Here is a 23,085-nt window from a genome sequence, read left to right as displayed (position 1 = left end):
AAATTCGGGGCTTTTTTTTATATTTTTGCGGCTTCTTTTTTCAGCAACTCCACGTCAATCGGAACCACTCCCAGAGATTCGCAGACTAAGCCTCCGCCTAAGTTAGCGAGCTCCGCGATTTGCGCAGCAGATCCGCCAGCGGCAAGAGCGCAAGCCGCGATGGAAATTACGGTATCACCGGCACCTGATACATCAGCGATTTGGCGGATGTGTGCGGGAATTTGAATTTGGTCAGTTGCGAAATCCATATAGACACCGCGTTCAGACATCGTCACAAATAGACCCGTAAATGATTGCGCAGCTTTGAAATCCGCCACTGTTTTCGCGATGGCTTCTGGAGCAATGGCTGAGGCATCTAAACCTAAACCATCCCGTAATTCATTCAAATTGGGTTTGAACAAAGTGGCTCCGCTATAGGCGAAAAAGTTCTTTTTCTTCGGATCTACGACGGTTGGTATTTGCTTCGCTTTGGCCATCAAGATAATTTCCTGAATCAACTCTGTGCTTAAAACTCCTTTGTCATAATCCTCAAAAAGAATCACATCGACCTCTGGTAACCACGCTTTCACTTGCTCCAATAAGGCTTTAGACGAAGCAAGCGAAACAGGCGCCTCCGTTTCCGAATCCACACGAATCAATTGCTGGGATCCAGCGATGACACGTTCTTTGACCGTCGTAGGACGACCTTTTTCGGTTATGATACCTGAAGTGGAAAGACCAGCGGCTTGTAAAATTCCTTGTAAAGTTTCACCTGTGGAATCGTCTCCGATGACCGAACAAACGTAGGGTTTTGCGCCAAGGCTCGCGATGTTTAATACCACGTTTCCGGCTCCGCCTAAGCGAGATTCACGCTTAATCACGTTCACAACGGGAACAGGTGCTTCCGGCGAAATGCGATTCACCTTTCCCCAGGTATAGGCATCCACCATTAAATCACCTATCACCAGAACGCGCAGGCTTGAAAATTTCTCAATCAGAGTAGATAATGGATTCATAAACTTACTACTTAATTAGCCTCCAATAGTCGTCATCGATTCGGTGATGACTCCTTTTCGTTTATTTTCTGCTTCAAATCCATCCAAAGGACGCGATTTAAATAATGTCAAAAATTGTGCTTTCACCTCCTCATCGCTCACTTCACTACGAAGATACGGCTTCATATCAAAAACGCCATCATCATAGAGGCAAGTCTTGACTTGACCTTTGGCCGTTAGTCGAATGCGATTGCAGCTTCCGCAAAAAGTCCGGGTAAAGGCCGCGATTATACCTACATTACCCTTAAATCCAGGAATATCATAGGTATTTGCTGTTTCCCCGAACAAAAAGGGTCTCGCTTTTAAGTCCGGAAATTGCGAACGGATACGTTCTAAAATGCGGGCGTGATCCCAAAATAGCTTTTCTTCTACCAGTCCGGAACCATTAAACGGCATTTCTTCGATGAATCTCACTGATACCGGATACTCACGAGCGAACTCCGTCAAAGCAAGTATATCATCTTCATTTTTACCCTGCATCACGACCGCATTGATCTTGACTTTGAAACCGGCGTCGATTAAGCGGATCAGATTTGCATAGACTTTGGCAAAATCATCTCTCCTGGTAATCTGATGAAAGCGATCCCGATCGAGCGAATCTAGACTTAAATTGATGTGACGAACACCTAGCTTTTTCAGCGCCTCTATGTACTCACCAATGAACACGCCATTCGTCGTCAAACAGATTTCTAGGTCTTTCAAGCCCGCTAAATTCGTTAGAAAATCCAGCAAACCATTGCGAACAAAGGGCTCTCCTCCCGTAATACGAACCTTTTTAATCCCCATTTCGTGTAAAATGCGGGTCAAGCGAAACATCTCCTCCCAGCTCAACAACTCGCGCTCCGGCATATAGTTAATCCCCTCTGCCGGCATACAATAGGTGCAGCGCAGATTGCAACGATCTGTCACCGCAAGACGTAAATACGTCAATTCGCGGCCGTGATTATCTAAAAGCTGAGGATTATCCAATATATTTGTTCAATAGTTACCAAAGGTACAAAAAACGATGTCAACCTACCACATCTTGCTGTTCGGTATTTGCCGGGATTTATTAAAATCGTCCACGATTTCGATCGAAAAAGAGGGCTCGGTGACCGTGGAGGAAATGTTACAAACGCTGCGCTCATTGCATCCGGCTTTAAAAAATCTACCTTCTTTACGTCTTGCAGCCGAACATCGGTTCCCAGAACCGGATTTTATCCTATCTGATACGATGGAAATTGCCTTAATTCCACCCGTGAGTGGCGGATAATCCGTATATTTGTTTTTAAATCTATACAAAGTATATGGGATTAAATCTCCTATTTCTTGGAGTGCTTTTATTGCCTTGGGCGTCCGCGCTGTTGGTGGCTCTTTTTCCCAAACCTCTTTTTTCGATTTCTCTTTCGGCAATTTTTAGCGTTGCTGCATTGTATTTTTGCACCACCGCAGCTATTGATTTCAAAATCGCTTATCCTTGGTTTAATCTAGGTGGGCAGTCGCTGAATGCGAGTTTTTGGGCGAATGCCTCTGCGCAATTGGTCCTGGGCTTAGTGGCTCTGGTTTCTTTTTGTGTACAGCTGTTTTCCAAATCGTATCTAAAAGACGATCCTTCCATCGGTCGATATTACCTGTATTTACACCTATTTGTGGGTTCGATGACGCTCTTACTGCTGACCGATTCCATCCTGATTTTCTACGGGGCTTGGGAACTAGTGGGGGCGTGTTCGTATTTGTTGATTAGTTTTTGGCACCAAAAAACGGCCGCCATACAAGCCGCTAAAAAAGCTTTTTTAATTAATCGCCTAGGAGATATTGTCTTATTGTTCGGATTAATTGCCCTCGGATTGCATTTCAATACCTGGCAATTTTCAGCGATGCATGGCATTGCTCCTGCCCTCATCGGAATCGCGATTATTGCGGGCGGAATGGCTAAATCAGCTCAATTCCCCTTGATGTCTTGGCTTCCTGATGCGATGGAAGGGCCTACGCCAGCCTCCGCTCTAATTCACGCCGCTACGATGGTGGCCGCGGGTGTATTTGTGGGCGTTCGCGTTTTCGACATCACCGGACCGGAGACCCATCTTTTTATGGGAATCATCGGCGCGATCTCCTTTTTAGCAGGAGCTGTTTTCGCTCTATTCCAAAACGACATCAAAAAAACACTCGCCTATTCCACCATCTCCCAGCTGGGTTTAATGTGGATGGGAATGGGTTCTGACGCGTCTTTATTTCATTTATTGACACACGGAATTTTCAAAGCGGGCCTCTTTTTAGCGGCCGGTGCGGTTATTCACACCGTACATTCCCAAAGCCTAAACGACATGGGCGGCCTTCGCAAGAAAGCCCCAGTGGCGGCTTTAGCCTACCTCGTTTTCGGTGCCGGATTAATGGGATTACCGCTTACGGGTGGATTTTTTAGCAAGGAAAATATCGCAGGATATTTATACACATCAGGTCAAGTAGAATTGCTAGTTGTTTTAGCGCTAGGGATGGTATTAACCAGTTTCTACATCAGCCGACAGTTCTATTTGATTTTTATGGGGCCATTGAAAGAGGGCTCAAGCCATTTCGATTTCGCACTGCCGATCAGTATACTGATCATAGCGAGTCTCTTCATTTGGATTTCGGTAAATCCATTGGAAATGCACGAAAATACGTTAATAAGCATTTACCACATCCCATCATTCTGGTTGTACATCACAGCTGCCACCTGGGTGCTAGGAATTGCGGGAGCGTATGTAACAAGAAACTGGATTCCGGCTGGGAATTACCAATTCTTGCCTCGCTTTTGGCCTTCCTTATTCCGCTTTATTCGCTGGAAGAGCAGATCTGCACAGGTTTTCGAAACGCAATTCATTGACCGCTTCGTGAATGGGATTGCTGCCCTGCAAGTGATCATTGCCCATCTAACCGCCTGGTTTGATAAACACATCGTGGACGGCATTTTAGTGGGTGGCAGTACCGGTTTGAGTGCTGGTACCGGAAGAATCTTAAGTCGCTGGCAATCAGCTAAAGTCCAAAGCTATTGGGCTATGATTATTGTGACATTTGCCTTATTTTTACTTTACGCGCTATTTATTCAATGACGAATTTACCTCTATTATCGCTTTTAATCGGATTGCCTCTACTCGGTGCTTTAGCGCTTGGTTTGGGTCAATTAAAAGAACAAGCGAGAAGCATTGCCATCGGCCTTTCGACGCTGCAATTAGCGCTTTTGGGCTACATTTATAGCACCTTCGATAAAACATCTGGCTTATTTCAATTCAACGAAACGCACAACTGGTTCTCCATTTCACTCGGATCAATGGGGCAATTTATGTCCAAATACACGCTAGGAGTTGATGGTTTGAGCATTTCCCTGATTCTGTTAACTGGGCTAATTACCTGGGTGGCGCTTTGGAATTCGACAGACATCAAGGAGAAAATAGGCGGCTATTATGCCTTGGTTTTGCTTCTGAATGCGTCTATTATGGGTTGTTTTTTGGCCAAAGACCTCTTCCTCTTCTACGTCTTCTTCGAGTTCATGTTACTGCCCATGTATTTCCTGATTGGAATTTGGGGTGGACCACGTAGAAACTACGCGTCCTTAAAGTTCTTTATTTACACCTTAGTGGGATCCCTTTTGATCCTCATCGTGATGCTCGGAATGGGCGTTGCTTACGTGGATCCCTACGAAACGGCTTTATTGAATGGCTTGATTCGCCCGGAACAAGGCTTTAACTTAGAGGCCTTGAAAGCGGTGCAGCAACTGATTCAGTCACAAGAATTAGCGACATCTTCTTTAGTGCATAGCTTCGACATGCAGGCTTTAGCAGACTCCAATAATTGCCAAATTACCAGCATTCTACACGCCAGCTCAGGCTGGGCTTTAGCCGGATTGAGCGCGCGCGAATGGGGATTCTGGCTTCTTTTCATCGGATTCGCCATCAAATTACCGATGGTTCCTTTGCATACTTGGTTACCCGATGCGCACGTTGAGGCCCCCACACCTATTTCCGTTTTATTAGCGGGTGTTTTATTAAAAATCGGGGCATATGGATGGTTGCGAATCACCATTCCGTTCTTCCAAGCAGAAGCCACTGAAGCGGCGAATATTTTGGCCGGCTTAGGTGCCCTGTCCATCGTTTATGGCGCCTACAATGCGCTTGCCATGACGGATCTAAAGAAATTAGTGGCCTATTCTTCCGTTTCTCACATGGGTTTCGTGCTCGTCGGAATCGCGGCCTTTACAGCTGAAGGATGGCAAGGGGCGATCTTCCAAACCATCTCCCACGGGGTTTTATCCGCACTTTTATTCTTGATGGTGGGTGTATTATACTCCCGTACCGGCAACCGCGAAATCGATGCTTATTCCGGCTTAGTTACCTTGATGCCACGCTTCACGGTCATCTCCGGGATCGCTATTTTTGCATCTTTGGGCTTACCGGGATTCTCGGGATTCATTGGAGAATTCTTCAGCCTGATGGGCGCCTTCACGAGCCCATTTGTGCATCCAGGGATTGCGGTGTTTGGAGCTTTGGGCTTATTATTAGGCGCTGGATACCTGTTATGGACCTTCCAAAAAATCTATTTGGGAAAACACTACCAAAAAAATGCCGACTGGTCTTTACCGGATTTAACTAAATTAGAATTACTTAGCCTTTTTGGTTTAGGAATTATCAGTATATTGCTAGGCGTTTACCCGGGCTTACTATTTGAGCTCAGTGAAAAATTCGTCACCGGATTGCTAAAATAAACCTATTAAAAATAAACCTATGGAAAACAAATTCAGCCGCAGAGACATCCTAAAAAGCTCTGCTGGATTCGCTGGCCTTGGAATGATGGGACATCGTTTTCAAGAAGCGGACATCCAAGCGGGCCTAGACCTAAAAGGAAAAGTGCATCACTCAGCTTGTCGCTGGTGCTACCTAGACATTCCGTTTGAGGAATTAGTCATTAATGCCAAAAAAATCGGCTTACAATCTATCGAGTTAACAGGTCCCGACGAGTGGGAAATCCTGAAAAAACACGATATGACGGCGGCCATCGGCTGGGGGAAATACCCGGACGGCATGAACATCCCGAACTTCTTTAACCGGACAAAAAACCACGACGCTTTAGTCGGTTTCTACGAAGATATCATCCCTAAAGCAGCGAAAGCCGGCGTTAAAAACATCATCACTTTCTCTGGAAACAGAGATGGCATGAGCGACGAAGATGGCCTAATCAACTGCAAAAAGGGCTTACAACGCATCATGAAAACGGCAGAACGCTACGATGTAACGATCTCCATGGAGTTATTAAATTCCAAAGTAAACCACAAAGACTACCAAGCAGACACAACCGAATGGGGTGCGGCACTTTGTGAGATGGTGGGTTCTGATAAATTCAAATTGCTTTACGATATCTACCACATGCAAATCATGGAAGGGGACGTAATTGCGACCATCAAAAAATACCACCCATACATCTCTCACTACCACACAGGTGGTGTTCCTGGTCGTAACGAGATCGATGAGACGCAAGAATTAAATTATGCGGCCATCATTCGTGCTATCTACAACACAGGATACAAAGGCTTTATCGGACAGGAATTTATTCCAGCCCGTAAAGACAAAATGGCGTCCTTAGAACAAGCAGTAAAAATCTGCGACATCTAAGAATACCAACACCTTGATAAAAACGCAAACGGCTCGCTTCGAGTCGTTTGCGTTTTTTATTTATCGGGTTCCTGATATTGATTTTCTTCGGCTTGTTTAGCCCTCGTTTTCTGCTCTATTTCGAGTCATGAAAACGCTCTTTTTTCTCTTTTTATCTTTCTTGTCTTTCGCACAATGTGCCACCATCAGCACCCAGCCACTCCCCCAAATCACCTGTGAGGGGGATTCCATTCGACTCATCGTGGTCAGTTCTGGCGGCACTTTTCAATGGGAAAAACGTAGACCCTCAGACCCCAAATTCACCAGCATCACAAACGCGCGTGCCACGCGCTACACCTTTCTTTCCGGCGGAGCCACGCATCCCACAGGATCTTATTATCGACTAAAAATCACTTCAGGGAAATGCATCAGCTATTCAGATTCTGTACTGGTGGTGCTCCGAAAAGCACCTGTGATTTCAAGTGTTAGCGCCTGTGAAAAGACACTTATTTCTTTTCCTTATCCCTGGACACTCAATGGACAGGCTATGGATTCAATTATTGCAACTCCCACACTGAATGGGTCAAAAATAAAGGCATTCGTACGCTTTCCGACTCTTCCTTTGGGATCCTGTGTGCTAGCTTCTAATGAGGTTTCGTTGATTATTACCACACTTCCAGCTGCTCCATCACATGCCGTGAAGCTGGTCAAAGCCTGTGTAGGATTACCTTTTTCGCTCAATGCGACCGGCTGTTCACCCTCCCTAACTTATTGGTATAATTCGGATGGCCATAAAATAGGCGAAGGTAGTCGATTGCCATTAATTGCTTCAGATAGCTCGTTTTACCGAGCCTCTTGTGTTAAATCCGGTTGCGAGGGCCCCCTGTCGAATGGGGTAAAAACGACCATCTACCCTATTCCACCACCGCCGCTGAATACCTCCTCCAATTACTTTTGCTCAGATACACCGTTCTCATTACAGGCCAGCGGGGGCTTGAATAATATTTGGTATGAATCCGAGTCCGCTAAGTCTAGTCTTAGTACCGCAACTGCCTTAGCCATGAAAGCCGTTTCAAACTCCGGCAGAAATGATTCGCTACTAGTCCGATTTGCTTCCGTCAAAATCAACGATTGCGAGAGCGCCCGCATTCCAGTGGAGATTCGCATCAAGCCTCGAATCATTTTACGACCTTTAAATCCCATTTCACTCACCGGTGAAAAAACCATTATTATACCTGAAACACTGCCCTACCGGATCTCGTATAGTTCCACCGCCAAAAGCCCTTTAGGCCCCTTCACTACGAGTGGATACTTGTTTCGCACGGTCATCGATTCTTTAGGCTGTACAGCGAAAGACACCACTGAAGTACATTACGTGCGAAACGGCCCCATTATCCACCGATTAACCGCTCAAATGGAAACCAATTGCCTAACGAGCAATTATCGCATTCGAATCAGTGGCTGCCCTCTGAAAACCTCGGCCATAACGGGGAGCAAACGTTACGAATCCACATCGGCAGATTTCACCTTGAGCGGCGGAAATTACACCTTCCTCTGTAACGATGGAGAAACAGATACATTATTGCTGAATTTGCCCATTTTAAAGCAACCAAGTTCCCTCATTCACAAATCCTTTACCGGTCCCATTTGCAAAGCGGACAGCGCAAGTATTAGCCTTATAGCAGACTCTAGCGTTCATTTCATGGGCTGGGAAATGAACGGCCATCTATTCGCAACCGATAAAAACCTAAAAGGCCTTCTACCCAGTGGAGAATACCAATCCGTTCTAGAAGAAAATGGTTGCTTCTATCGCTCGGAGAAAATCCTACTGGAGAGAAGAGAAAATCCTCCCGCTCCTTACGTGGAAAAATTGGGTGCCTATTTTGTGAAGACTCGGTCACTCGGAATCCCCGAATGGCTCATCGACCAAACCAAATCCTACGACACTTCATCCATTCGCAAAATAACGGAAGGGCGCGAATTCTATGTTCGAGCCAAATGGATGCACAAAAGCCTCTCCTGCTTTTCTCCTTATTCGAATGTGTATTATGTAGATCAGCCTGCGAGCTACGAATTTGCGGCCTATCCTAATCCGAATCAAGGAATACTATCCATTGAAATTGCCTATGAAACGGCGGATGCAGAGCTCTACCTATTTGATTTAAAAGGCAAATTACTGGACTCCACTGAAATAGAAAATTCCAGCAGGAGAATGGATTGGGATATCTCCCGTTTCCCTGCTGGAACCTATGTAATCCGACTGATCTCAGATGGAATAAGTCAAGAAAAAACTATTCGTAAATCCCTTTAGCCACTTTCTCTGAAATCGCTTTAGGTGCTACCCAAGCCAAGAACGCGCCTAATTTATTAATAAATCCAGTGATCACTTCTTGCTTTTTCGCAAACATGCCATCGACTGCTAACTTTGCCACAACAGCGGGAGTCATCGTTACTTTCTCGGCCGCCTTACTAGCCTTTGCAGGCAAGTTCGCTCGGTCATTAAAGTTTGTAGTAGTAGCCCCCGGGCTTACTGCCGTTACGGAAATACCTTTTGCTTTCCACTCGTGAAACAAGCCACGAGAGAAGTTCAAGACAAATACTTTAGAGGCCGCATATACGCTCATTAACGGGATAGCTTGATAGGCAGTCGAGCTTGCGATATTAAGAACGTAGGCCTGACCTTTCCCTGAAAGCATCGGATAGAAGCGGTAACACGCTTCCACTACCGCATTCATGTTTACCTGCATCATTTTATGGATGTCTTCAAAGGAATAACTTTCGAATTCTCCCACAAGACCATAGCCCGCATTGTTTACTAAAATACGCAAATCAATCTGCTTCGCCAGCACCCAATCATAGAGCGTGTTGACAGCGGCAGGATCCGCTAAGTCTGCCACTAGGTAATCCACCTCTAGAGAATACTTCTTCTGAATCTCCTCTTTTACCTGCTGAAGCTCATACGAATTACGAGCTACTAATAACAGGTTATACCCTCTTTCTGCTAATTGCAAGGCAATTTCTTTGCCTATCCCTTTACTTCCTCCGGTAATGATTGCGTATGACATCGTGCTAGTGTAAATGAAAAAAGCCGCCCGATGAGCAGCTTTTTTCGATGATTAATTTCTATTTATTTCTTAGGTGCCGCGGCTGGAGCAGGATTCAAATAATCGTTAACTTCTTTGTCATCCGATTTTATCTCCTGAGCCTTCGTGAAATAGTCTCTCACTTTCGCATCATCCTTGGTTACCGTTAAATGATATCCACCTAAAAATTTGTACGCTTCAAATAATTGATTCTTATCTTCTTTAAACGTAGTTGATTTTTCTTCTTTCAACTTAGCAATCGTCTCTAAGAATTTCTCATAGTGTGGAACACCTAACCATTTAGTTCCAGTATAATCAATTAAGTTATTAGCTCTTGCACGATTCAGGTAGAATGGAGGCCATTTTTCGTTAACTGAAATAGCTTTAGCAAACAAGGTATCCGCTTTCATTGCATTCAATGGACGATTAATCGTATCCGTTCTAGCCGTATAAGCTGCTACAAAATAATAATCCATCGCTGCCTTGAAGTAATCTCCTGATCCAATCGCTTGATTTTTCTTTTGCTTCCACTCAATTCCTTTCAACGCTGCATTCGCCGCATCATTGTAACGTTTTTGCTTGTAACGAATATCGTGAATGATATTGTACACGTTATTGTTCGTATCTAAAGGTGCCGCGCGCTCTAAATAAGTTAAAGCCACTGAATCTTTACCTAAACCTTGGTATCCTTTTCCGAAGTATAAATCATCCATGAAATAAGGTTTTACTCCTGAACGAACCATACCCTCTAAGTTATCAATACCTTGTTGGTAGTTCTTCATCTCGACATTAGAATATCCACGCATACGGAAGATATCGTTGTCTTTCACGCCTTTCTTGTCTGCCTCATCCGTGTACTTCATCGCACCTTCGTAATCTTGAGATAAGAATAATAATTTTGCTGTTTCCAAAGTCACCTCTGGAGTAGCCTCCGCTTTTTCTAAATACTTTCTGAAATAACGTGACGCATTTTTATACTGGCTACCCACGATCAAATACTCTCCATAACGCTTATGAGCTGGAGCAAAGTTTGAATCTAGCTCAATCGCCTCTTTATAACGAGATTGTGTCTCCCGGTAGTTTTTACCACGTAAGAAAACCGTTCCAATCTTCACTTTCGCTTTCACGTTTCTAGGATCTTGCATTAAGGCTTGCTCATAAGATGAAACAGCATTACCACCGTCATTCTTAATCAAGAATGCATCACCACGAACAATCATTTGCTCTGCGTTAGGACCTTTCTTTGTTTTTTCTAACATCAAATCAATCAAGCGAATCGCTTCAGCCGGATCGTTGTTGTTCGCATTGAACTCCGGATCACGTCCTAATATATAGAACATCGCATAAGCCTCAGCAATACGATGCAAAACATCCCCGTTCTTATACTTCGTTTCAGATAAAATGCGGTCAAAATCTACTTTCGCCTCATTCACCTTATTTTGTCCTACTTTAATAGAAGCTAAACCTACTTGATTCAAATAATTTTTAGGATCAGCAGCTAAGCCTTTTTTGAAAGCATCTTCCGCACCCGCCCAATCTCTACGAGATAAATAATAATAACCTAAATAGTAATAATTTTCACCGGTAGGAGAAGCAGTCACTAAACCTTCAAAAACTTGTTTAGCTCTACTAGGTTGATCGCGATCGATTAAGCGTAATCCGTCTGCGATAGTTTGACCCATTGCCAAATTGGTAACCAATAAACTGATTGCCAATAGCCACGATTTCATTTTCTTCATTTTGTCTTTTAATTAATAGCTTTCAATATTTTTCCTAGGCATCGAACACCGAAATGTCCAATTTTATACACTTAAAATAAAATCTTAAGAGGAACAAAAATAAAAACAATCTTCTATTTTCCCTACTTTAAACCGAATAAAAATGCACTATTGATTGATTTGATACGTACGAATCGTGATAGGTCGGGTTAATGGAATTAATCCAGCCTTCAAAACGATTAATTGTCCGAGATCACCCGACACATAATTCAAGAAACCAGTACCTAAACCTTGGTGGGCTTCTTTCAAGATATACTTGATTTCCCGGCGCAGAGGGTATTTTTTAAGGGCTAGATTATATCCAAATGGCTGAGTATAAGGCATACCTTTAGCTTCTGCCACAGATACGACATTCACGGAGCGAATAAAACCAAGCGAAGTGGGATTATCTCCATCACTAATCCAATTAGATCCCACAACTCCAATCGCACGCGGATCCTTTTTTACCTGATTAATGACTTCTAGGTTAGAACCTGCCGCCACTACATGCAAATTCTCCGAGCTTGCAATCTTTAATTTATCTACTAAAAATTTCAAATTACTTGAGTTCGCCTTGTCTACTACAAGCGTATATTTCGAGGAAGTCCCTACCATTAAATCCTTTAAATCAGCTAAAGTCAGTAAGGTATCTGAATTGGATTTATTCGCTAACAAGGCAATGCCATCTGCCGCAATATTGAAGCTGCGGTAGGTAACAGACTTGCGCGTAAAAATTTCTTTTTCTTTGGCCGTCAAATCACGCGTCACAACTACCCCCCGAATCTTATCATTCAGCATATCCGCAATGATTTCGTTCTCTGGACTGAATTTATACTTAATTTTCGCGTATTTGTATTGCTCTTCAAATGCGGTCTTCTCCGCCTTCATCAGAGGTTCAAAAGATTCATCTACCCCTAAGGTAATTTCTCCCACAGTAGCTGAATCCGTGGGCGTCTCCTTTTTATCTGTAGAGCATTGAAAAAAACATAGCCCTAGAAGGACTAGACTAATATTCCTGGTATTCTTCATCATTTTCCTCAGTTGAGTTAAAATAGGCATAAGCTCTCCAAATCCGAAACAAGCCATAGGCCATAAAAAGTAGTCCAAATAATACAATCGTAGGTATGCCAAAGTTCATACCTAAATCAAATTCCGAAAAAAAAGCGACATAGAGTCCTACAAGAAAATAGGCTAACGCAACTAGTAAACGAAATCCAACATTAATCCAAATAGCAACAGGTCTTTTCATTTTCTTTAAAAAAACAGACCTGCTAAAAATACATTCAGCAGGTCTGTCTATGGTTAATCGTTTAGCTCTTATTCAGATAAAACGAACGTGATCGGTTGTGTAAAACGAGATCTAACCGCGCGTCCAGATTGTTTACCAGGATTCCATCTTGGCATAGATTTGATCACACGAATAGCTTCCTCATCACATCCGAAACCAACACCCTTCAAAACTTGTACGTCTTGAACAGTACCGTCCGTATTAACAACGAATGAGACGAATACTCTACCACCTACGTTTGCACGTTGAGCAGCAGATGGGTATTTCAACGTTTTCTGTAAGAAACGTCCCCACGCACCCGCACCACCTGGGAATTCAGCTTGTTGCTCTACTGCCGTGAAGATTTCATCTTCAGCTGGCTTAGGAGGTTCAACAGGTTCTGTTCCCTTTGCATCTGGATCTACAGGCGGCTCATACGTTTCCGTCTCGCCTTTCACCGTTTCCGATGCTGTATTTCCAATAACCGTTTCTGGCGGTGGTTCAGATTTTGTAACCTGCTCATCAGGTTTGATTTCTGGAGGTAAGAATTTCGTCGTTGTCACCTTAGGAATTTCCTTGGGTGGTGGCGGCGGCGGCGGAGGAGGCAACTCTATCTTTTTGGTAGGAGCTGGCTTATCCAATTTCATTACTTCAGCAGTCACCTCAGTCTTATCTTCCGCTACGGCAGTTAACTGTTTCCAGAAAGCTGCAATCAAAAGAGCACCGACAAAGAGTGCAGAGCCTAGTAATACGGACCGCTTCATTACTTTAGGATATGTCTTGCGCAGAACGAAGGCACCGAATTCACGGTTCTTGTCTTTGAAGATAATATCGTCCAAAGTAGCATCTTGGCTTATTACTTGTGACATAATATTCGTTTAATTTAAAATTAATTTATACCCTTATTTTCCTGATCGTTTAATCAGTGCCTCCGTATCCGGATCGATTTCTAATAAAGCATAACGCTTATTATTAGTAATCGCACATTCATCAAGCATGTCAATCATATTGCGATACTTCGCTTTTTTGGTTGGCTTGATCACGATAGTAAAATTATTACCCACTTTCGCCTTCATGTCCGCGATAACCTTGCGAATTCCTGTTTCCGAATAGTTAGTAACTTGCATTACTGTACCTGCCTCAGTTGGGATACCTTGGTAATAATACACCTTATTTTCATCAGGACACACCGTAAGTGATTCTGATAATTTAACAGGTGATGTTTCCTTTGTATCCGTTTTATCAGGCATGTTTAATTGCATGGTAACGGGCTTTGCTAACGTTGTAGTTAACATAAAGAAAGTAATCAAAAGGAAGCCTAAGTCCACCATAGGTGTCATGTCGATTTTGGTCGACATTTTCTTACTACGCTTCTTTCCGCCTTTCTTCCCGCCACCGGAGCTATCTATTTCTGCCATTTCTTTTCGTAATTAAAAATGAAAACTTATTTCGGTTTATTTTCCGGTCCAGTTACTAATTGGAAGATATTGATATTCTGAGCCTGCAAAGTACCGATAATATCAGCAAACACTTTGTAGTTAGATTCTTTATCTCCTTTGATAGCAACTTTCAACTCTGGATTAGACAATTTCGCATAACCCACCCAATACGAAAGTTCGTTATTAGATGAATCAATTGGAATCCCCTTACTTAGTGCTTTCGCTTCTGAAGGTTTCATATTTAACACCTGACGCATTGCTCCTAGAGGATAGCCTACGATTTCTGAAGCCATAAAGTTCTTCTTCATCTCAGCCGTTACAGCGATACCATAGCGATTAGCCATACGCTCTAACATAAACTCACGAGCCATTTGATCATCAGTTGCCAAATAAACGCCACCTTCTGGTGAAACACTAACCATCAGCATACCATCTTTCGTATTCAAAGGTTTCTCTGAGATAGAAGATGGAGGAGTGATTGTAACTGCCTCTTCTGGACGGAACTTCGCGGTTAACATGAAGAACGTCAAAAGAAGGAAAGCCACATCACACATCGCTGTCATGTCGAGTGAGACACTATGTCGTTTAGCTTTAACTTTTGGCATAACAATTATTTTTTTGAACGGTGAATAAAATTGAATGAAAGGGCTAAGCCCCTAAATCAGTTCAAATATTAATTGTGATGCGTAGCGTAGTTTTGGTTAACACTTAAGCCGATTTCGTCGATGCTATAAGTTAACTCATCAATTTTCGCTGTAAATACGTTGTATGCAATGATACAGATCGCTGAAGTACCGATACCTAATGCCGTGTTGATTAAGGCTTCAGAGATACCATTTGCTAAAGCGGATGAATCAGTTGATCCACCTGAGTTACCTAATGACGCGAAGGCCTTGATCATACCAATTACCGTTCCTAATAGACCGATCAAAGTTGATACGGACGCTAAAGTCGCGATGATGGTTAAGTTTTTCTCTAACATTGGCAATTCTAATGAAGTAGCTTCTTCCACTTCTTTGCTCAATGCAGCTAATTTTTGCTCTTTATCTAATGATTTCTCAGTAGTTAAAGCCTTGTATTTTTTGATTGCAGCTAAAGTTACGTTACCTACAGATCCTTTTTGCTTATCACAAGCTTTCAATGCACCTTCTACATCATCTTTATCTAAAGATGCTTGTACCGAACGTACGAATGCATTTACATCACCAGTACCTTTTGCTTTACCGATTGTGAATAAACGCTCAATTGAGAATGTTAATGCAGTTAAGAAACAAGTCATCAAAACTGGCACGATAACTCCACCTTTGTAAACTACACCAAAGTAGTCACCTGGAAGTGGGTGTCCTTCATTTGTTCCGCCTTCAAAGTGAGAACCATCTCCCATTACGAAAGTGTAAATTGCAATAGCAATCGCGAAAAGGACAATTAGAATTAAACCTGCAGAAATACCGCCAGATTTTTTTTCGGTTGCAGCTGGCTTAGCAGCTGGCTTTGGTTGTTGTGTACTCATTAGTTTGGTAATTTGGGGTTAAAGAATTATTTTTTTGTTAATAAAACTTGTAGAAAATGCGGCGATCGTAGTTTTCATAGTTTAGACTTTCGCTTTCCTTTTCAGTAAAGGCAAAAGTAATAGAATTCTAATATAATTTTCATCCTTTAAATAATCATTAGGAGGTTCCTCTCAGGTCATCGAAAGAAGACTATTGTACTAATCTGATATTTTCTTCAATTTATCGAAAGAATTAGGGTACTATTTTGGGATTATCAAATTTTAAAAAAATCAAAAAAAAATTCCCCTGAAGGAAAAAAATCTCTTTAATACCCCAATAATTGAATAAATTTGGCCTACAATAAGAACAATGATAGACTCTCCATTCAATCCGAAAGGCCCACGAGCTTCGACTAGAAGCAAGGATAACATGAGCTTAAAAGAAGCCATTGAGTCGCTATTGCGAGTCTATCAATTGCAAAATAAGTTCGACGAGACCTATATCGTAGCGCATTGGGAGGAGATTATGGGCAAACCTATCGCCGCTCGAACGACAAAAGTCTTTATTAAGGATAAAAAGCTCTTTTTAGGACTGGATTCAGCCCCCTTGAAAAAGGAACTGCTAATGGCCAAACAGAAAATGATCGAACTGTTGAACAAAACAGCTCAGCAAGACATCATTACTGAGGTTGTTTTTCTGTAGATAGATCCCAAGCTAGCCAAAGCCACACTCCCACTAAAGGAATGATCATTAAAGCCAAGGGATTGATCAATTCATTCCTTATATAGGCTGGGAATAAATCGGTAGGAGAAAAGCTCGAAATCAATAAGGTAAAGATCAACATCGCCCAGCGTTCCTTCGTTTTCTCCCCCAAAACAAACCAGATTCCAACCGCCGGAAAAGCCATCACTAAAGTGGGCGATTCCGTACCGGTGCTAGCGAGCGTTATATAAAGTAGTACGAAGGCTAACATGCGCAGTCTAAAGTCTGGGTCTGACCATTTTTTTGTTTGGAAGAACAAATAGATGTTCAGAATCATGGAAGGGATTAAAAACCAAAGATTAGAGATGTTAGGATCGCCCGTCCAACGACGGATCATGCCCATTACGCAGACATCCGTGCGGATGTTTTTAATGTTTTCGTTCAACTCGTTTTTATGCGCTAAGATGCCTATCCACTCGCGGTAGGTTTGGATCCCATAATCGAATCCGCCTAAAACGAGAGGAATAAAACCGATGACGATCATCCAGAAAACGAAGTAGGCGGCGAAACGGAGGCGCTCTTTGGCAAAAAAGAAAAAAGCAATTCCCACGACCCCATACAACTTAATATAGATTCCTAAAACAATCCAAAGCGTCGCCCAGAAGTAATTTTTCTTCTCTACGCAGATATAAGACCAGATAATTAAGGCCAAACAGAGCGCATGAAACTGCGTATTTAACAAGGCAGTAATCGAGGAATTCAACACAATCCAGGTGATGGCAACCCGTTTATTCTCTACGATAGGCAAATGCCAAAGCGTTATAAACAACACCACCGAATTCAACAGATTCCACAATACAACACTAGGTCCATCGGAAATCATTGAAAATGGAGCCATCAAAATAGCGAAAACAGGACCATAGAGATAGAGGTCAAAATATTCTGTAGGATACGTTAGATAAAGCGGCATTCGGTGGATAAAATGACCGAAACTTGCCTTGAAAATCTGAAAATTATTGATGTGCGAATGAACAGCACTTAAAGAAAACTGCTTCCAGCCAGTCACTAACCCTGCTAACGCCCAAATAATCAGTAAGGTGGATTTCTTATTCATTATTCTCTAGCATTTTAGCCATCGTCGTAAATTTCCCCTCCCCTTTCATCTGCTGCAAAAAAGAACGCAATTTATCGCGTAAAGGTCCATTATGACCTCTTTTCACGTGAATAGGTAGCGGATACTTACTCAAGTCCGCGAATTCCCAGGGATGGAAATAGATATTTAAAAAACCTTGTTTGCGTAGGGTTCGCTTCGCTAACAAGGTATAAATCCACAATGGAAAGTTCTTAAATGCCAGCCAAAACAACGGAATCCGCAACCAAGGACTCACGGAAGCGGGCACATTCCATAACCCTTTTTCAAAGAATGGTTTCGTTGGTTTATCTCGATGATCATAGCGACCCGGAATCCAGGTAGGATTTAAAGACGAATGATAAGCATATCCCGCCTTCAAAATCTCGCTCTCGTCCACATATTGCATACGAGCCATGCGGAAACCAGTGACGGATTTTCCGCTTAGTTTTTCCAGTAAATCCTTCGAATTTTTCAGATCTTTCGACGCCTCAAAATGTCCGTGAAAATAGCCGTGAGAGGCTAATTCATGCATCGGATTCAGCGATTTGATCCAATCAGGATTGTTTTCAGCATAAACACCCGTACAAAAAATAGTAACAGGGACACCGGCCTCCTCCACTAGCTGCATAAAATACGCTAAACCTTCTCTAGAAATAGCCAGCTGCTCCTCTAAAGGTATCGAAAAACCGTATTCTAAAGGAATATCGCATTCCTCCACATCAATCGTGATCAGAATTGGTTTCATTTCTCGCGTTTTCATCGGTTACCGCTAAATAAGATGGAAGCAAAATTGGCTAATTCGGTCAAAATAGTCTGCGCGCGCATCGTCGAAAAGACGATTCCCTCTCTAGCTTTCACATAAATCCATTGTATGCGAATGTCAGTTCTTCTAGAGGCTAAAACCAAAAACTCCATATCAAACAAGAAAGCCGGGATCCGAGTATTCAAGAATACTTCCTTCCCTTTTTGATTAAATCCTTTCAGTCCGGATTGCGTGTCTTTGACCTTTAATTGAGGAAAAAACAGGTAGTTCATCCATTTCAACGAAAGGGAAAAAAGTTTACGCCCTACAGGCAGTTGATCATAATAGTGTTCGTCGCGTACCCCCACGACCACATCTGCCGCATTTACAGATAGCAAGCGATACATCTCCACGGCATTCTCAATTAGATAAGGGTAATCGGCATCGGTATAAATGACGTATTTACCAGTCGTTAGGCGAACTGCATCCCTGAGTGCCCCACCTTTCCCCTGATTCACCGGTGAATCAAGGTAGGTAAATCCAGAAACAGATGTTTTTAATAAGTCGATATCCTCCGGACAAATCCCTGTTTTACTTCCATCATTCACTACAAACATGTGAACAATCGTTTTAGAAGGAATCGCCTCCTTAAATAAAGTATAATAATGCACTAATTCCTCCGCCCAGCCCGGATGCGGGTTGTAAATAGGATGGACAAGATTTAAATCAATGGGTGCGATAAGGGATTTTTTTTACAATATTACGAAATTTAGCATTTGAGGATCCTAAAAAAAAGCAGATATTTACGCTATGACTCGGATTATTCCCCCGTATTTACAACCTGGCGACGAAGTCGCGATTCTATCTCCTGCTTCTTTTCCTCCCACGGAAAATTGGAAACAAGGAGTAGCGGTGTTAGAAAGCTGGGGACTTCGCGTGCGGAAGGCGCCCCATTATTTGTCACGGCATTTTGGTTTAGGCGGCACGGATGCTGAACGTCTAACTGATTTGCAGCAAATGCTGGATGACCCTCAGATTAAGGCCATTTTCCCAATTCGAGGTGGATATGGGTCCTCTCGATTGTTAGATTCGCTGGATTTTTCAGGTTTTATATCGAATCCCAAATGGATTGTTGGCTTCTCTGACATCACCGCCCTTTTATGCGAGGTAGATCGCTTAGGTTTTGCCAGTATCCACGGTCCTATGCCCCATAATTTTTGCCAAAGTGGCGGAGAATCTGCCCTCCAAAACTTGTATACTGCGCTCTTTGAGGGTGTGTTATCGGTATCAACTCCAGCGCACCCCTTGAACCGCTTAGGTGAGGCCTACGCAGAGATTATTGGTGGAAATTTATCGCTTTTATGCCATTTAGTGGGCTCCCCTACTTTTTCTCAAACAGCTGGGAAAATCTTATTTTTAGAAGAAATAGGCGAACGTTTGTACCACGTAGATCGGATGCTTTTGCAACTAAAAAGAGCTGGTATGTTCCAAAACCTAGCCGGTCTCATCGTGGGTGGATTTACGGACTGTCAGGAAGCCAGTCTGACGATTGGTAAAACAGCTTTCGAATTAGTAGCGGAACACACTTCTGGGACTTCTTTCCCCATCGCTTTCGATTTTCCGGCGGGTCATATTCCCAATAACCAGCCGTTGGTTTTAGGGGTAAAAACCAAGTTGTTGGTAAATACGGAAGGTGTCCAATTAACTGATATGTAATTCGGAATTGTTCGCTTAACATTGTGTCTTAAACGACCACTATGTTAGCAAAAACTTTTGGCAGTGCCCTCGTAGGCATTCATGCCTCCATTATCACCATTGAAACCCACGTAGGTCAAGGATCCAAATGTTATTTAGTGGGCCTCCCCGATTCCACCATTAAGGAATCCATTCAACGCGTCGAATCTGCCATCAAGCAAATCGGCTATTTCTTTCCTCGCCGAAAAGTGGTCATCAACCTCGCCCCCGCGGACATTCGCAAGGAAGGCTCAGGATACGACCTTCCTATTGCATTGGGATTACTACAAGCGTCTGAACAGACAAAGATGATTGGACTTTCTGACTATCTAATTATGGGAGAGCTATCGCTAACTGGAGAAATTCGACCCATCAAAGGCGCGCTTTCCATGGCGATTGAGGCTAAAAAGCAAGGCATCAAATCGCTCATCCTCCCGCGTGAAAATGCCATCGAGGCCGCCTTGATTGATGGAATATCGATTTTTGGCATGGCTACTTTGCGAGACACGATTCGCTTCTTGCATGGCAGAACGCAAGCGCCTGTGAAAGCACCTAACATCGGTCAACAGGCGATTCTATACGAAGATGATTTTTCCCAAATTAAAGGCCAAGAAAAGGCAAAACGTGCGATCGAAATTGCGGTAGCTGGCGGACACAATCTGCTTCTAGTAGGTCCTCCAGGCGCAGGCAAAACGATGATGGCAAAGCGTATCCCTTCTATTATGCCACCCATGAGCCTTCGGGAGATCATCGAGACTACACAAATCCACTCAATCGTGGGAAAGCTAAGTTCCGAAAACCCATTAGTTACAGAACGGCCATTTCGTGCCCTGCACCACAGCATCACAGCGCCAGCTTTAATTGGAGGACGCACGAATCCTCACCCTGGCGAAATCTCGCTTGCACACCAGGGGGTCTTATTTTTAGATGAACTCCCGGAATTTCAACGCCACGTTTTGGAACTGTTAAGGCAACCTTTGGAGGAACGAAAAGTACCTATTTCCCGTGCACACGGGACGGTAGAATTTCCAGCCAATTTTTTATTGATCTCCGCGATGAACCCCTGCCCTTGTGGCTATTTCCATCATCCTGATAAACCCTGTACCTGCAAACCCTTTCAAGTAGATCGGTATTTGCACCGCATTTCTGGTCCCTTATTAGACCGCATCGATATGCATTTAGAGGTATTTCCATTAAAATATCCTGAAATGTTTAATGGGAAGGCGAGTGAATCAAGTGCCTTGATTCGAGAACGGGTCATTGCAGCTAGAGAAAAACAGCTCCTCCGATTTCAAAATACCCGTAAAATTCAAACGAATGCGGAGATGAATTCAGAGCAGGTTAAACAAGTTTGCCTACTCGATTCTCCCTCCTCTAATCTCTTGGAAAGCGCCATTGAAAAACTGCAATTATCCGCTCGAGCTCACGATCGAATTTTAAAAATGGCACGAACCATTGCAGACCTCGCTCATTCGTCAACGATACAAGCGAAACATCTTGCTGAGGCCATCACTTACCGAAATTTAGATCGTGAAAATTGGTCAGGCTAATTGCGTTATTCGACGAAAAAGCCTACATTTAAGGTGATAATTCAAAATCAAGTATGAGAAAATTGACCCTTGGAATTTTAGCCTTATCGGTGACCCTTTTCACCAGTTCATTTACTCCTGTGGAGGGAGAACAAGAATGGAAAGGCGTTTTCAAAAAAATCAAAGAAGAAGTTGAAATGCACTCGAAAGCGTACAAAACGTTAGGAGATGCGTGCAAGACCATAGGCCATAGATTAACCGGTAGTGACAAAGGAAAAAAGGCCGAAGAATACGCCTATCGTTTACTCAAGGAATATGGATTTAAAGATACTAAGTTTCAAGGATTTCAAGTGGAAGCTTGGGCGCGCGATACGGTAACTTTATCCATTGCTCCTCCTAAATCAGATGATTTCAGAGAAGTCCCTGTCGTGTCTTTAGCCATGACTCCTGTAGAATCAAACATTCAAGGTACAATAGTGGATGTAGGCAATGGCCTAGATGCTGATTACACGGGCAAAGACGTGAAAGGGAAAGTGGTTTTAGCAAATATCGGTCTATTAGAGGCTGCCGCAGGAACGAAAAACTTACACCGCTCTGAAAAGACGGCTTTAGCGATTCAACATGGGGCCATAGGAGTCATTTTTGTTAACACAGTAAAAGGGCAAGTACTATTAACAGGCACAGCTTCGGTAACCGGAAATTTAATTTCGATTCCAGCGGTTTGTATTTCGTTAGAAAACGGAACTGAAATCAGAAGTTGGATGAAAGATCAACCTGGCTTATTAAGTTTGATTGAAATGCATAATGTAAGCAAACCGATCAAGGCGCGAAACGTTGTCGCCACCCTGAAAGGAACGAGCGCAAAATTAAGAAACGAGAAAATTATCATCGGCGGACACTTAGACTCGTGGGATTTAGCTACTGGCGCGATTGATAATGGAATTGGATCTTTCTCGGTGTTAGATATAGCTAGAACGTTCAAAGCCCTTGGATTAAGCAGCAAGCGAACCATTGAATTCGTAGCCTTTATGGGGGAGGAAGAAGGTCTTTTAGGTTCGAAAGCCTATGTAGAACGAGCTAAAAAACTAGGCGAACTGGACGAGGTGGTATACATGATCAATCTGGACATGACTAATAACGTCAATGGTTTCAATGGCGGCGGTCGGGATGAAATGATGCCTATATTGAAATCCATTGGGGATCAAATCAAGGCAATTGATGGGGAATTTGGTAATCTATTAGAAAATTCACCAGGATTGCATTCGGATAACCAGACTTTCTTAATGGAAGGAATTCCGGCGGCTGATCCTTTGGGAAAATTAACCCGAAGCGTCTTAGATTGCTACCACGCAAATTGCGACGACTTCAGCTTAGTGAATAAAAAAGAAATGGAGAATACGGTGAAATACACCGCTATGTTATTATATGCCTTAGGCAATGCAGATCAGATCCCCGCTAAGAAATTAGACTTTTATTCAACGAAAGAATTTTTCATCAAGCACAACCTTCGCCACGAACTAGAGTTAGGCAACGAATGGCGCTGGGGGAACTAAAAATTAGCAGAATTCTATTATTT

22 protein-coding genes are annotated in these 23,085 nt (G+C 43.0%); 9 read left to right on the top strand and 13 right to left on the bottom strand.

From position 1 onward, the window contains the following. Positions 1 to 17 precede the first annotated feature (17 nt). Both EWU21_RS06120 and moaA read right to left on the bottom strand, forming a co-directional pair. On the bottom strand, positions 18 to 995 hold the full coding sequence (locus EWU21_RS06120; RefSeq protein ID WP_130895938.1) for a bifunctional heptose 7-phosphate kinase/heptose 1-phosphate adenyltransferase: 978 nt from the start codon (positions 993 to 995) through the stop codon (positions 18 to 20). A 15-nt stretch (positions 996 to 1,010) separates the two neighbouring features. Then, a complete protein-coding gene (gene moaA, locus EWU21_RS06115; protein WP_130895937.1) occupies positions 1,011 to 2,003 on the bottom strand; it encodes a GTP 3',8-cyclase MoaA in 993 nt (330 codons plus the stop codon). Positions 2,004 to 2,040: 37 nt separating this feature from the next. On the opposite strand from moaA, the gene EWU21_RS06110 reads away from it, so the two are divergent. From EWU21_RS06110 to EWU21_RS06090, 5 genes are all read left to right on the top strand, one after another. Then, complete coding sequence (locus tag EWU21_RS06110) at positions 2,041 to 2,286, top strand: MoaD/ThiS family protein (protein WP_130895936.1); 246 nt, start codon at positions 2,041 to 2,043, stop codon at positions 2,284 to 2,286. 34 nt (positions 2,287 to 2,320) lie between these two features. Then, positions 2,321 to 4,102 carry an NADH-quinone oxidoreductase subunit 5 family protein gene (locus EWU21_RS06105; RefSeq protein WP_130895935.1) on the top strand — a complete coding sequence of 594 codons (1,782 nt, stop codon included), beginning with the start codon at positions 2,321 to 2,323 and terminating at the stop codon, positions 4,100 to 4,102. Further along, positions 4,099 to 5,751 carry a complex I subunit 4 family protein gene (locus EWU21_RS06100; protein WP_130895934.1) on the top strand — a complete coding sequence of 551 codons (1,653 nt, stop codon included), beginning with the start codon at positions 4,099 to 4,101 and terminating at the stop codon, positions 5,749 to 5,751. Before EWU21_RS06105 ends, EWU21_RS06100 begins: the two co-directional genes overlap by 4 nt. A gap of 19 nt (positions 5,752 to 5,770) precedes the next feature. Beyond that, positions 5,771 to 6,655 (top strand): hydroxypyruvate isomerase family protein, encoded by an 885-nt coding sequence (locus tag EWU21_RS06095; protein ID WP_130895933.1) that lies wholly within the window; start codon positions 5,771 to 5,773, stop codon positions 6,653 to 6,655. A gap of 127 nt (positions 6,656 to 6,782) precedes the next feature. Then, on the top strand, positions 6,783 to 8,945 hold the full coding sequence (locus EWU21_RS06090) for a T9SS type A sorting domain-containing protein (protein ID WP_130895932.1): 2,163 nt from the start codon (positions 6,783 to 6,785) through the stop codon (positions 8,943 to 8,945). Here the strand turns inward: EWU21_RS06090 and EWU21_RS06085 are convergent. The 8 genes from EWU21_RS06085 to EWU21_RS06055 all read right to left on the bottom strand — a co-directional run bounded on the left by EWU21_RS06085 (position 8,926) and on the right by EWU21_RS06055 (position 15,690). Further along, on the bottom strand, positions 8,926 to 9,699 hold the full coding sequence (locus EWU21_RS06085; protein ID WP_130895931.1) for an SDR family NAD(P)-dependent oxidoreductase: 774 nt from the start codon (positions 9,697 to 9,699) through the stop codon (positions 8,926 to 8,928). The two genes, EWU21_RS06090 and EWU21_RS06085, sit on opposite strands and share 20 nt — an antisense overlap. A gap of 62 nt (positions 9,700 to 9,761) precedes the next feature. Further along, the gene (locus EWU21_RS06080; RefSeq protein WP_161566480.1) at positions 9,762 to 11,447 is read right to left on the bottom strand and encodes a tetratricopeptide repeat protein; all 1,686 of its coding nucleotides are present in this window, start codon (positions 11,445 to 11,447) and stop codon (positions 9,762 to 9,764) included. Between the two features lie 156 nt (positions 11,448 to 11,603). Beyond that, positions 11,604 to 12,506, bottom strand: coding sequence for a PstS family phosphate ABC transporter substrate-binding protein (locus tag EWU21_RS06075; protein WP_161566442.1), 903 nt, complete (start codon positions 12,504 to 12,506; stop codon positions 11,604 to 11,606). Beyond that, the gene (locus EWU21_RS11280; protein ID WP_161566443.1) at positions 12,481 to 12,723 is read right to left on the bottom strand and encodes a hypothetical protein; all 243 of its coding nucleotides are present in this window, start codon (positions 12,721 to 12,723) and stop codon (positions 12,481 to 12,483) included. Before EWU21_RS11280 ends, EWU21_RS06075 begins: the two co-directional genes overlap by 26 nt. 68 nt (positions 12,724 to 12,791) lie before the next feature. After that, positions 12,792 to 13,610, bottom strand: coding sequence for an energy transducer TonB (locus EWU21_RS06070; protein ID WP_130895928.1), 819 nt, complete (start codon positions 13,608 to 13,610; stop codon positions 12,792 to 12,794). 33 nt (positions 13,611 to 13,643) lie between these two features. After that, a complete protein-coding gene (locus tag EWU21_RS06065) occupies positions 13,644 to 14,159 on the bottom strand; it encodes an ExbD/TolR family protein (protein WP_130895927.1) in 516 nt (171 codons plus the stop codon). A 26-nt stretch (positions 14,160 to 14,185) separates the two neighbouring features. Beyond that, positions 14,186 to 14,785, bottom strand: a complete 600-nt coding sequence (locus EWU21_RS06060) for an ExbD/TolR family protein (protein ID WP_130895926.1) — start codon at positions 14,783 to 14,785, stop codon at positions 14,186 to 14,188. A 68-nt stretch (positions 14,786 to 14,853) separates the two neighbouring features. After that, positions 14,854 to 15,690, bottom strand: a complete 837-nt coding sequence (locus tag EWU21_RS06055) for a MotA/TolQ/ExbB proton channel family protein (RefSeq protein ID WP_130895925.1) — start codon at positions 15,688 to 15,690, stop codon at positions 14,854 to 14,856. A 409-nt stretch (positions 15,691 to 16,099) separates the two neighbouring features. On the opposite strand from EWU21_RS06055, the gene EWU21_RS06050 reads away from it, so the two are divergent. Continuing rightward, positions 16,100 to 16,372 carry a DUF721 domain-containing protein gene (locus EWU21_RS06050; RefSeq protein WP_130895924.1) on the top strand — a complete coding sequence of 91 codons (273 nt, stop codon included), beginning with the start codon at positions 16,100 to 16,102 and terminating at the stop codon, positions 16,370 to 16,372. Here the strand turns inward: EWU21_RS06050 and EWU21_RS06045 are convergent. Genes EWU21_RS06045 through EWU21_RS06035 form a run of 3 tightly spaced genes read right to left on the bottom strand, consistent with a single transcriptional unit; the run spans position 16,350 to position 18,863 of the window. After that, positions 16,350 to 17,486: a glycosyltransferase family 87 protein gene (locus EWU21_RS06045; protein ID WP_130895923.1), complete on the bottom strand. Its 1,137-nt coding sequence runs from the start codon at positions 17,484 to 17,486 to the stop codon at positions 16,350 to 16,352. The genes EWU21_RS06050 and EWU21_RS06045 overlap by 23 nt on opposite strands. Continuing rightward, entirely contained in the window at positions 17,479 to 18,249 is a 771-nt protein-coding gene (locus EWU21_RS06040) for a polysaccharide deacetylase family protein (RefSeq protein WP_236633194.1), read from the bottom strand. Before EWU21_RS06040 ends, EWU21_RS06045 begins: the two co-directional genes overlap by 8 nt. 11 nt (positions 18,250 to 18,260) lie before the next feature. Further along, positions 18,261 to 18,863, bottom strand: coding sequence for a glycosyltransferase (locus EWU21_RS06035; protein WP_236633193.1), 603 nt, complete (start codon positions 18,861 to 18,863; stop codon positions 18,261 to 18,263). A gap of 193 nt (positions 18,864 to 19,056) precedes the next feature. On the opposite strand from EWU21_RS06035, the gene EWU21_RS06030 reads away from it, so the two are divergent. Genes EWU21_RS06030 through EWU21_RS06020 form a run of 3 tightly spaced genes read left to right on the top strand, consistent with a single transcriptional unit; the run spans position 19,057 to position 23,062 of the window. Continuing rightward, positions 19,057 to 19,962: a S66 peptidase family protein gene (locus EWU21_RS06030; RefSeq protein ID WP_130895920.1), complete on the top strand. Its 906-nt coding sequence runs from the start codon at positions 19,057 to 19,059 to the stop codon at positions 19,960 to 19,962. Positions 19,963 to 20,003: 41 nt separating this feature from the next. After that, on the top strand, positions 20,004 to 21,530 hold the full coding sequence (locus tag EWU21_RS06025) for a YifB family Mg chelatase-like AAA ATPase (protein ID WP_130895919.1): 1,527 nt from the start codon (positions 20,004 to 20,006) through the stop codon (positions 21,528 to 21,530). Between the two features lie 53 nt (positions 21,531 to 21,583). Continuing rightward, positions 21,584 to 23,062, top strand: coding sequence for a M20/M25/M40 family metallo-hydrolase (locus EWU21_RS06020; RefSeq protein WP_130895918.1), 1,479 nt, complete (start codon positions 21,584 to 21,586; stop codon positions 23,060 to 23,062). Positions 23,063 to 23,085 lie beyond the last annotated feature (23 nt).

Source organism: Aquirufa antheringensis, from assembly GCF_004307425.1.
In the GTDB taxonomy this organism is placed as follows: Bacteria; Bacteroidota; Bacteroidia; order Cytophagales; family Spirosomataceae; genus Aquirufa; species Aquirufa antheringensis.
Note: the sequence above shows the minus strand (reverse complement) of the source record. Positions and strands in the feature narration are given on the sequence as shown.

Excerpts from the sequence above, each read along its gene's own strand:
- EWU21_RS06120 (WP_130895938.1), bottom strand. The coding sequence starts at position 995 with ATGAATCCATTATCTACTCTGATTGAGAAATTTTCAAGCCTGCGCGTT.
- EWU21_RS06110 (WP_130895936.1), top strand. The coding sequence starts at position 2,041 with ATGTCAACCTACCACATCTTGCTGTTCGGTATTTGCCGGGATTTATTA.
- EWU21_RS06105 (WP_130895935.1), top strand. The coding sequence starts at position 2,321 with ATGGGATTAAATCTCCTATTTCTTGGAGTGCTTTTATTGCCTTGGGCG.
- EWU21_RS06100 (WP_130895934.1), top strand. The coding sequence starts at position 4,099 with ATGACGAATTTACCTCTATTATCGCTTTTAATCGGATTGCCTCTACTC.
- EWU21_RS06095 (WP_130895933.1), top strand. The coding sequence starts at position 5,771 with ATGGAAAACAAATTCAGCCGCAGAGACATCCTAAAAAGCTCTGCTGGA.
- EWU21_RS06090 (WP_130895932.1), top strand. The coding sequence starts at position 6,783 with ATGAAAACGCTCTTTTTTCTCTTTTTATCTTTCTTGTCTTTCGCACAA.
- EWU21_RS06085 (WP_130895931.1), bottom strand. The coding sequence starts at position 9,699 with ATGTCATACGCAATCATTACCGGAGGAAGTAAAGGGATAGGCAAAGAA.
- EWU21_RS06080 (WP_161566480.1), bottom strand. The coding sequence starts at position 11,447 with ATGAAATCGTGGCTATTGGCAATCAGTTTATTGGTTACCAATTTGGCA.
- EWU21_RS06075 (WP_161566442.1), bottom strand. The coding sequence starts at position 12,506 with ATGATGAAGAATACCAGGAATATTAGTCTAGTCCTTCTAGGGCTATGT.
- EWU21_RS11280 (WP_161566443.1), bottom strand. The coding sequence starts at position 12,723 with ATGAAAAGACCTGTTGCTATTTGGATTAATGTTGGATTTCGTTTACTA.
- EWU21_RS06070 (WP_130895928.1), bottom strand. The coding sequence starts at position 13,610 with ATGTCACAAGTAATAAGCCAAGATGCTACTTTGGACGATATTATCTTC.
- EWU21_RS06065 (WP_130895927.1), bottom strand. The coding sequence starts at position 14,159 with ATGGCAGAAATAGATAGCTCCGGTGGCGGGAAGAAAGGCGGAAAGAAG.
- EWU21_RS06060 (WP_130895926.1), bottom strand. The coding sequence starts at position 14,785 with ATGCCAAAAGTTAAAGCTAAACGACATAGTGTCTCACTCGACATGACA.
- EWU21_RS06055 (WP_130895925.1), bottom strand. The coding sequence starts at position 15,690 with ATGAGTACACAACAACCAAAGCCAGCTGCTAAGCCAGCTGCAACCGAA.
- EWU21_RS06050 (WP_130895924.1), top strand. The coding sequence starts at position 16,100 with ATGAGCTTAAAAGAAGCCATTGAGTCGCTATTGCGAGTCTATCAATTG.
- EWU21_RS06045 (WP_130895923.1), bottom strand. The coding sequence starts at position 17,486 with ATGAATAAGAAATCCACCTTACTGATTATTTGGGCGTTAGCAGGGTTA.
- EWU21_RS06040 (WP_236633194.1), bottom strand. The coding sequence starts at position 18,249 with ATGAAACCAATTCTGATCACGATTGATGTGGAGGAATGCGATATTCCT.
- EWU21_RS06035 (WP_236633193.1), bottom strand. The coding sequence starts at position 18,863 with ATGTTTGTAGTGAATGATGGAAGTAAAACAGGGATTTGTCCGGAGGAT.
- EWU21_RS06030 (WP_130895920.1), top strand. The coding sequence starts at position 19,057 with ATGACTCGGATTATTCCCCCGTATTTACAACCTGGCGACGAAGTCGCG.
- EWU21_RS06025 (WP_130895919.1), top strand. The coding sequence starts at position 20,004 with ATGTTAGCAAAAACTTTTGGCAGTGCCCTCGTAGGCATTCATGCCTCC.
- EWU21_RS06020 (WP_130895918.1), top strand. The coding sequence starts at position 21,584 with ATGAGAAAATTGACCCTTGGAATTTTAGCCTTATCGGTGACCCTTTTC.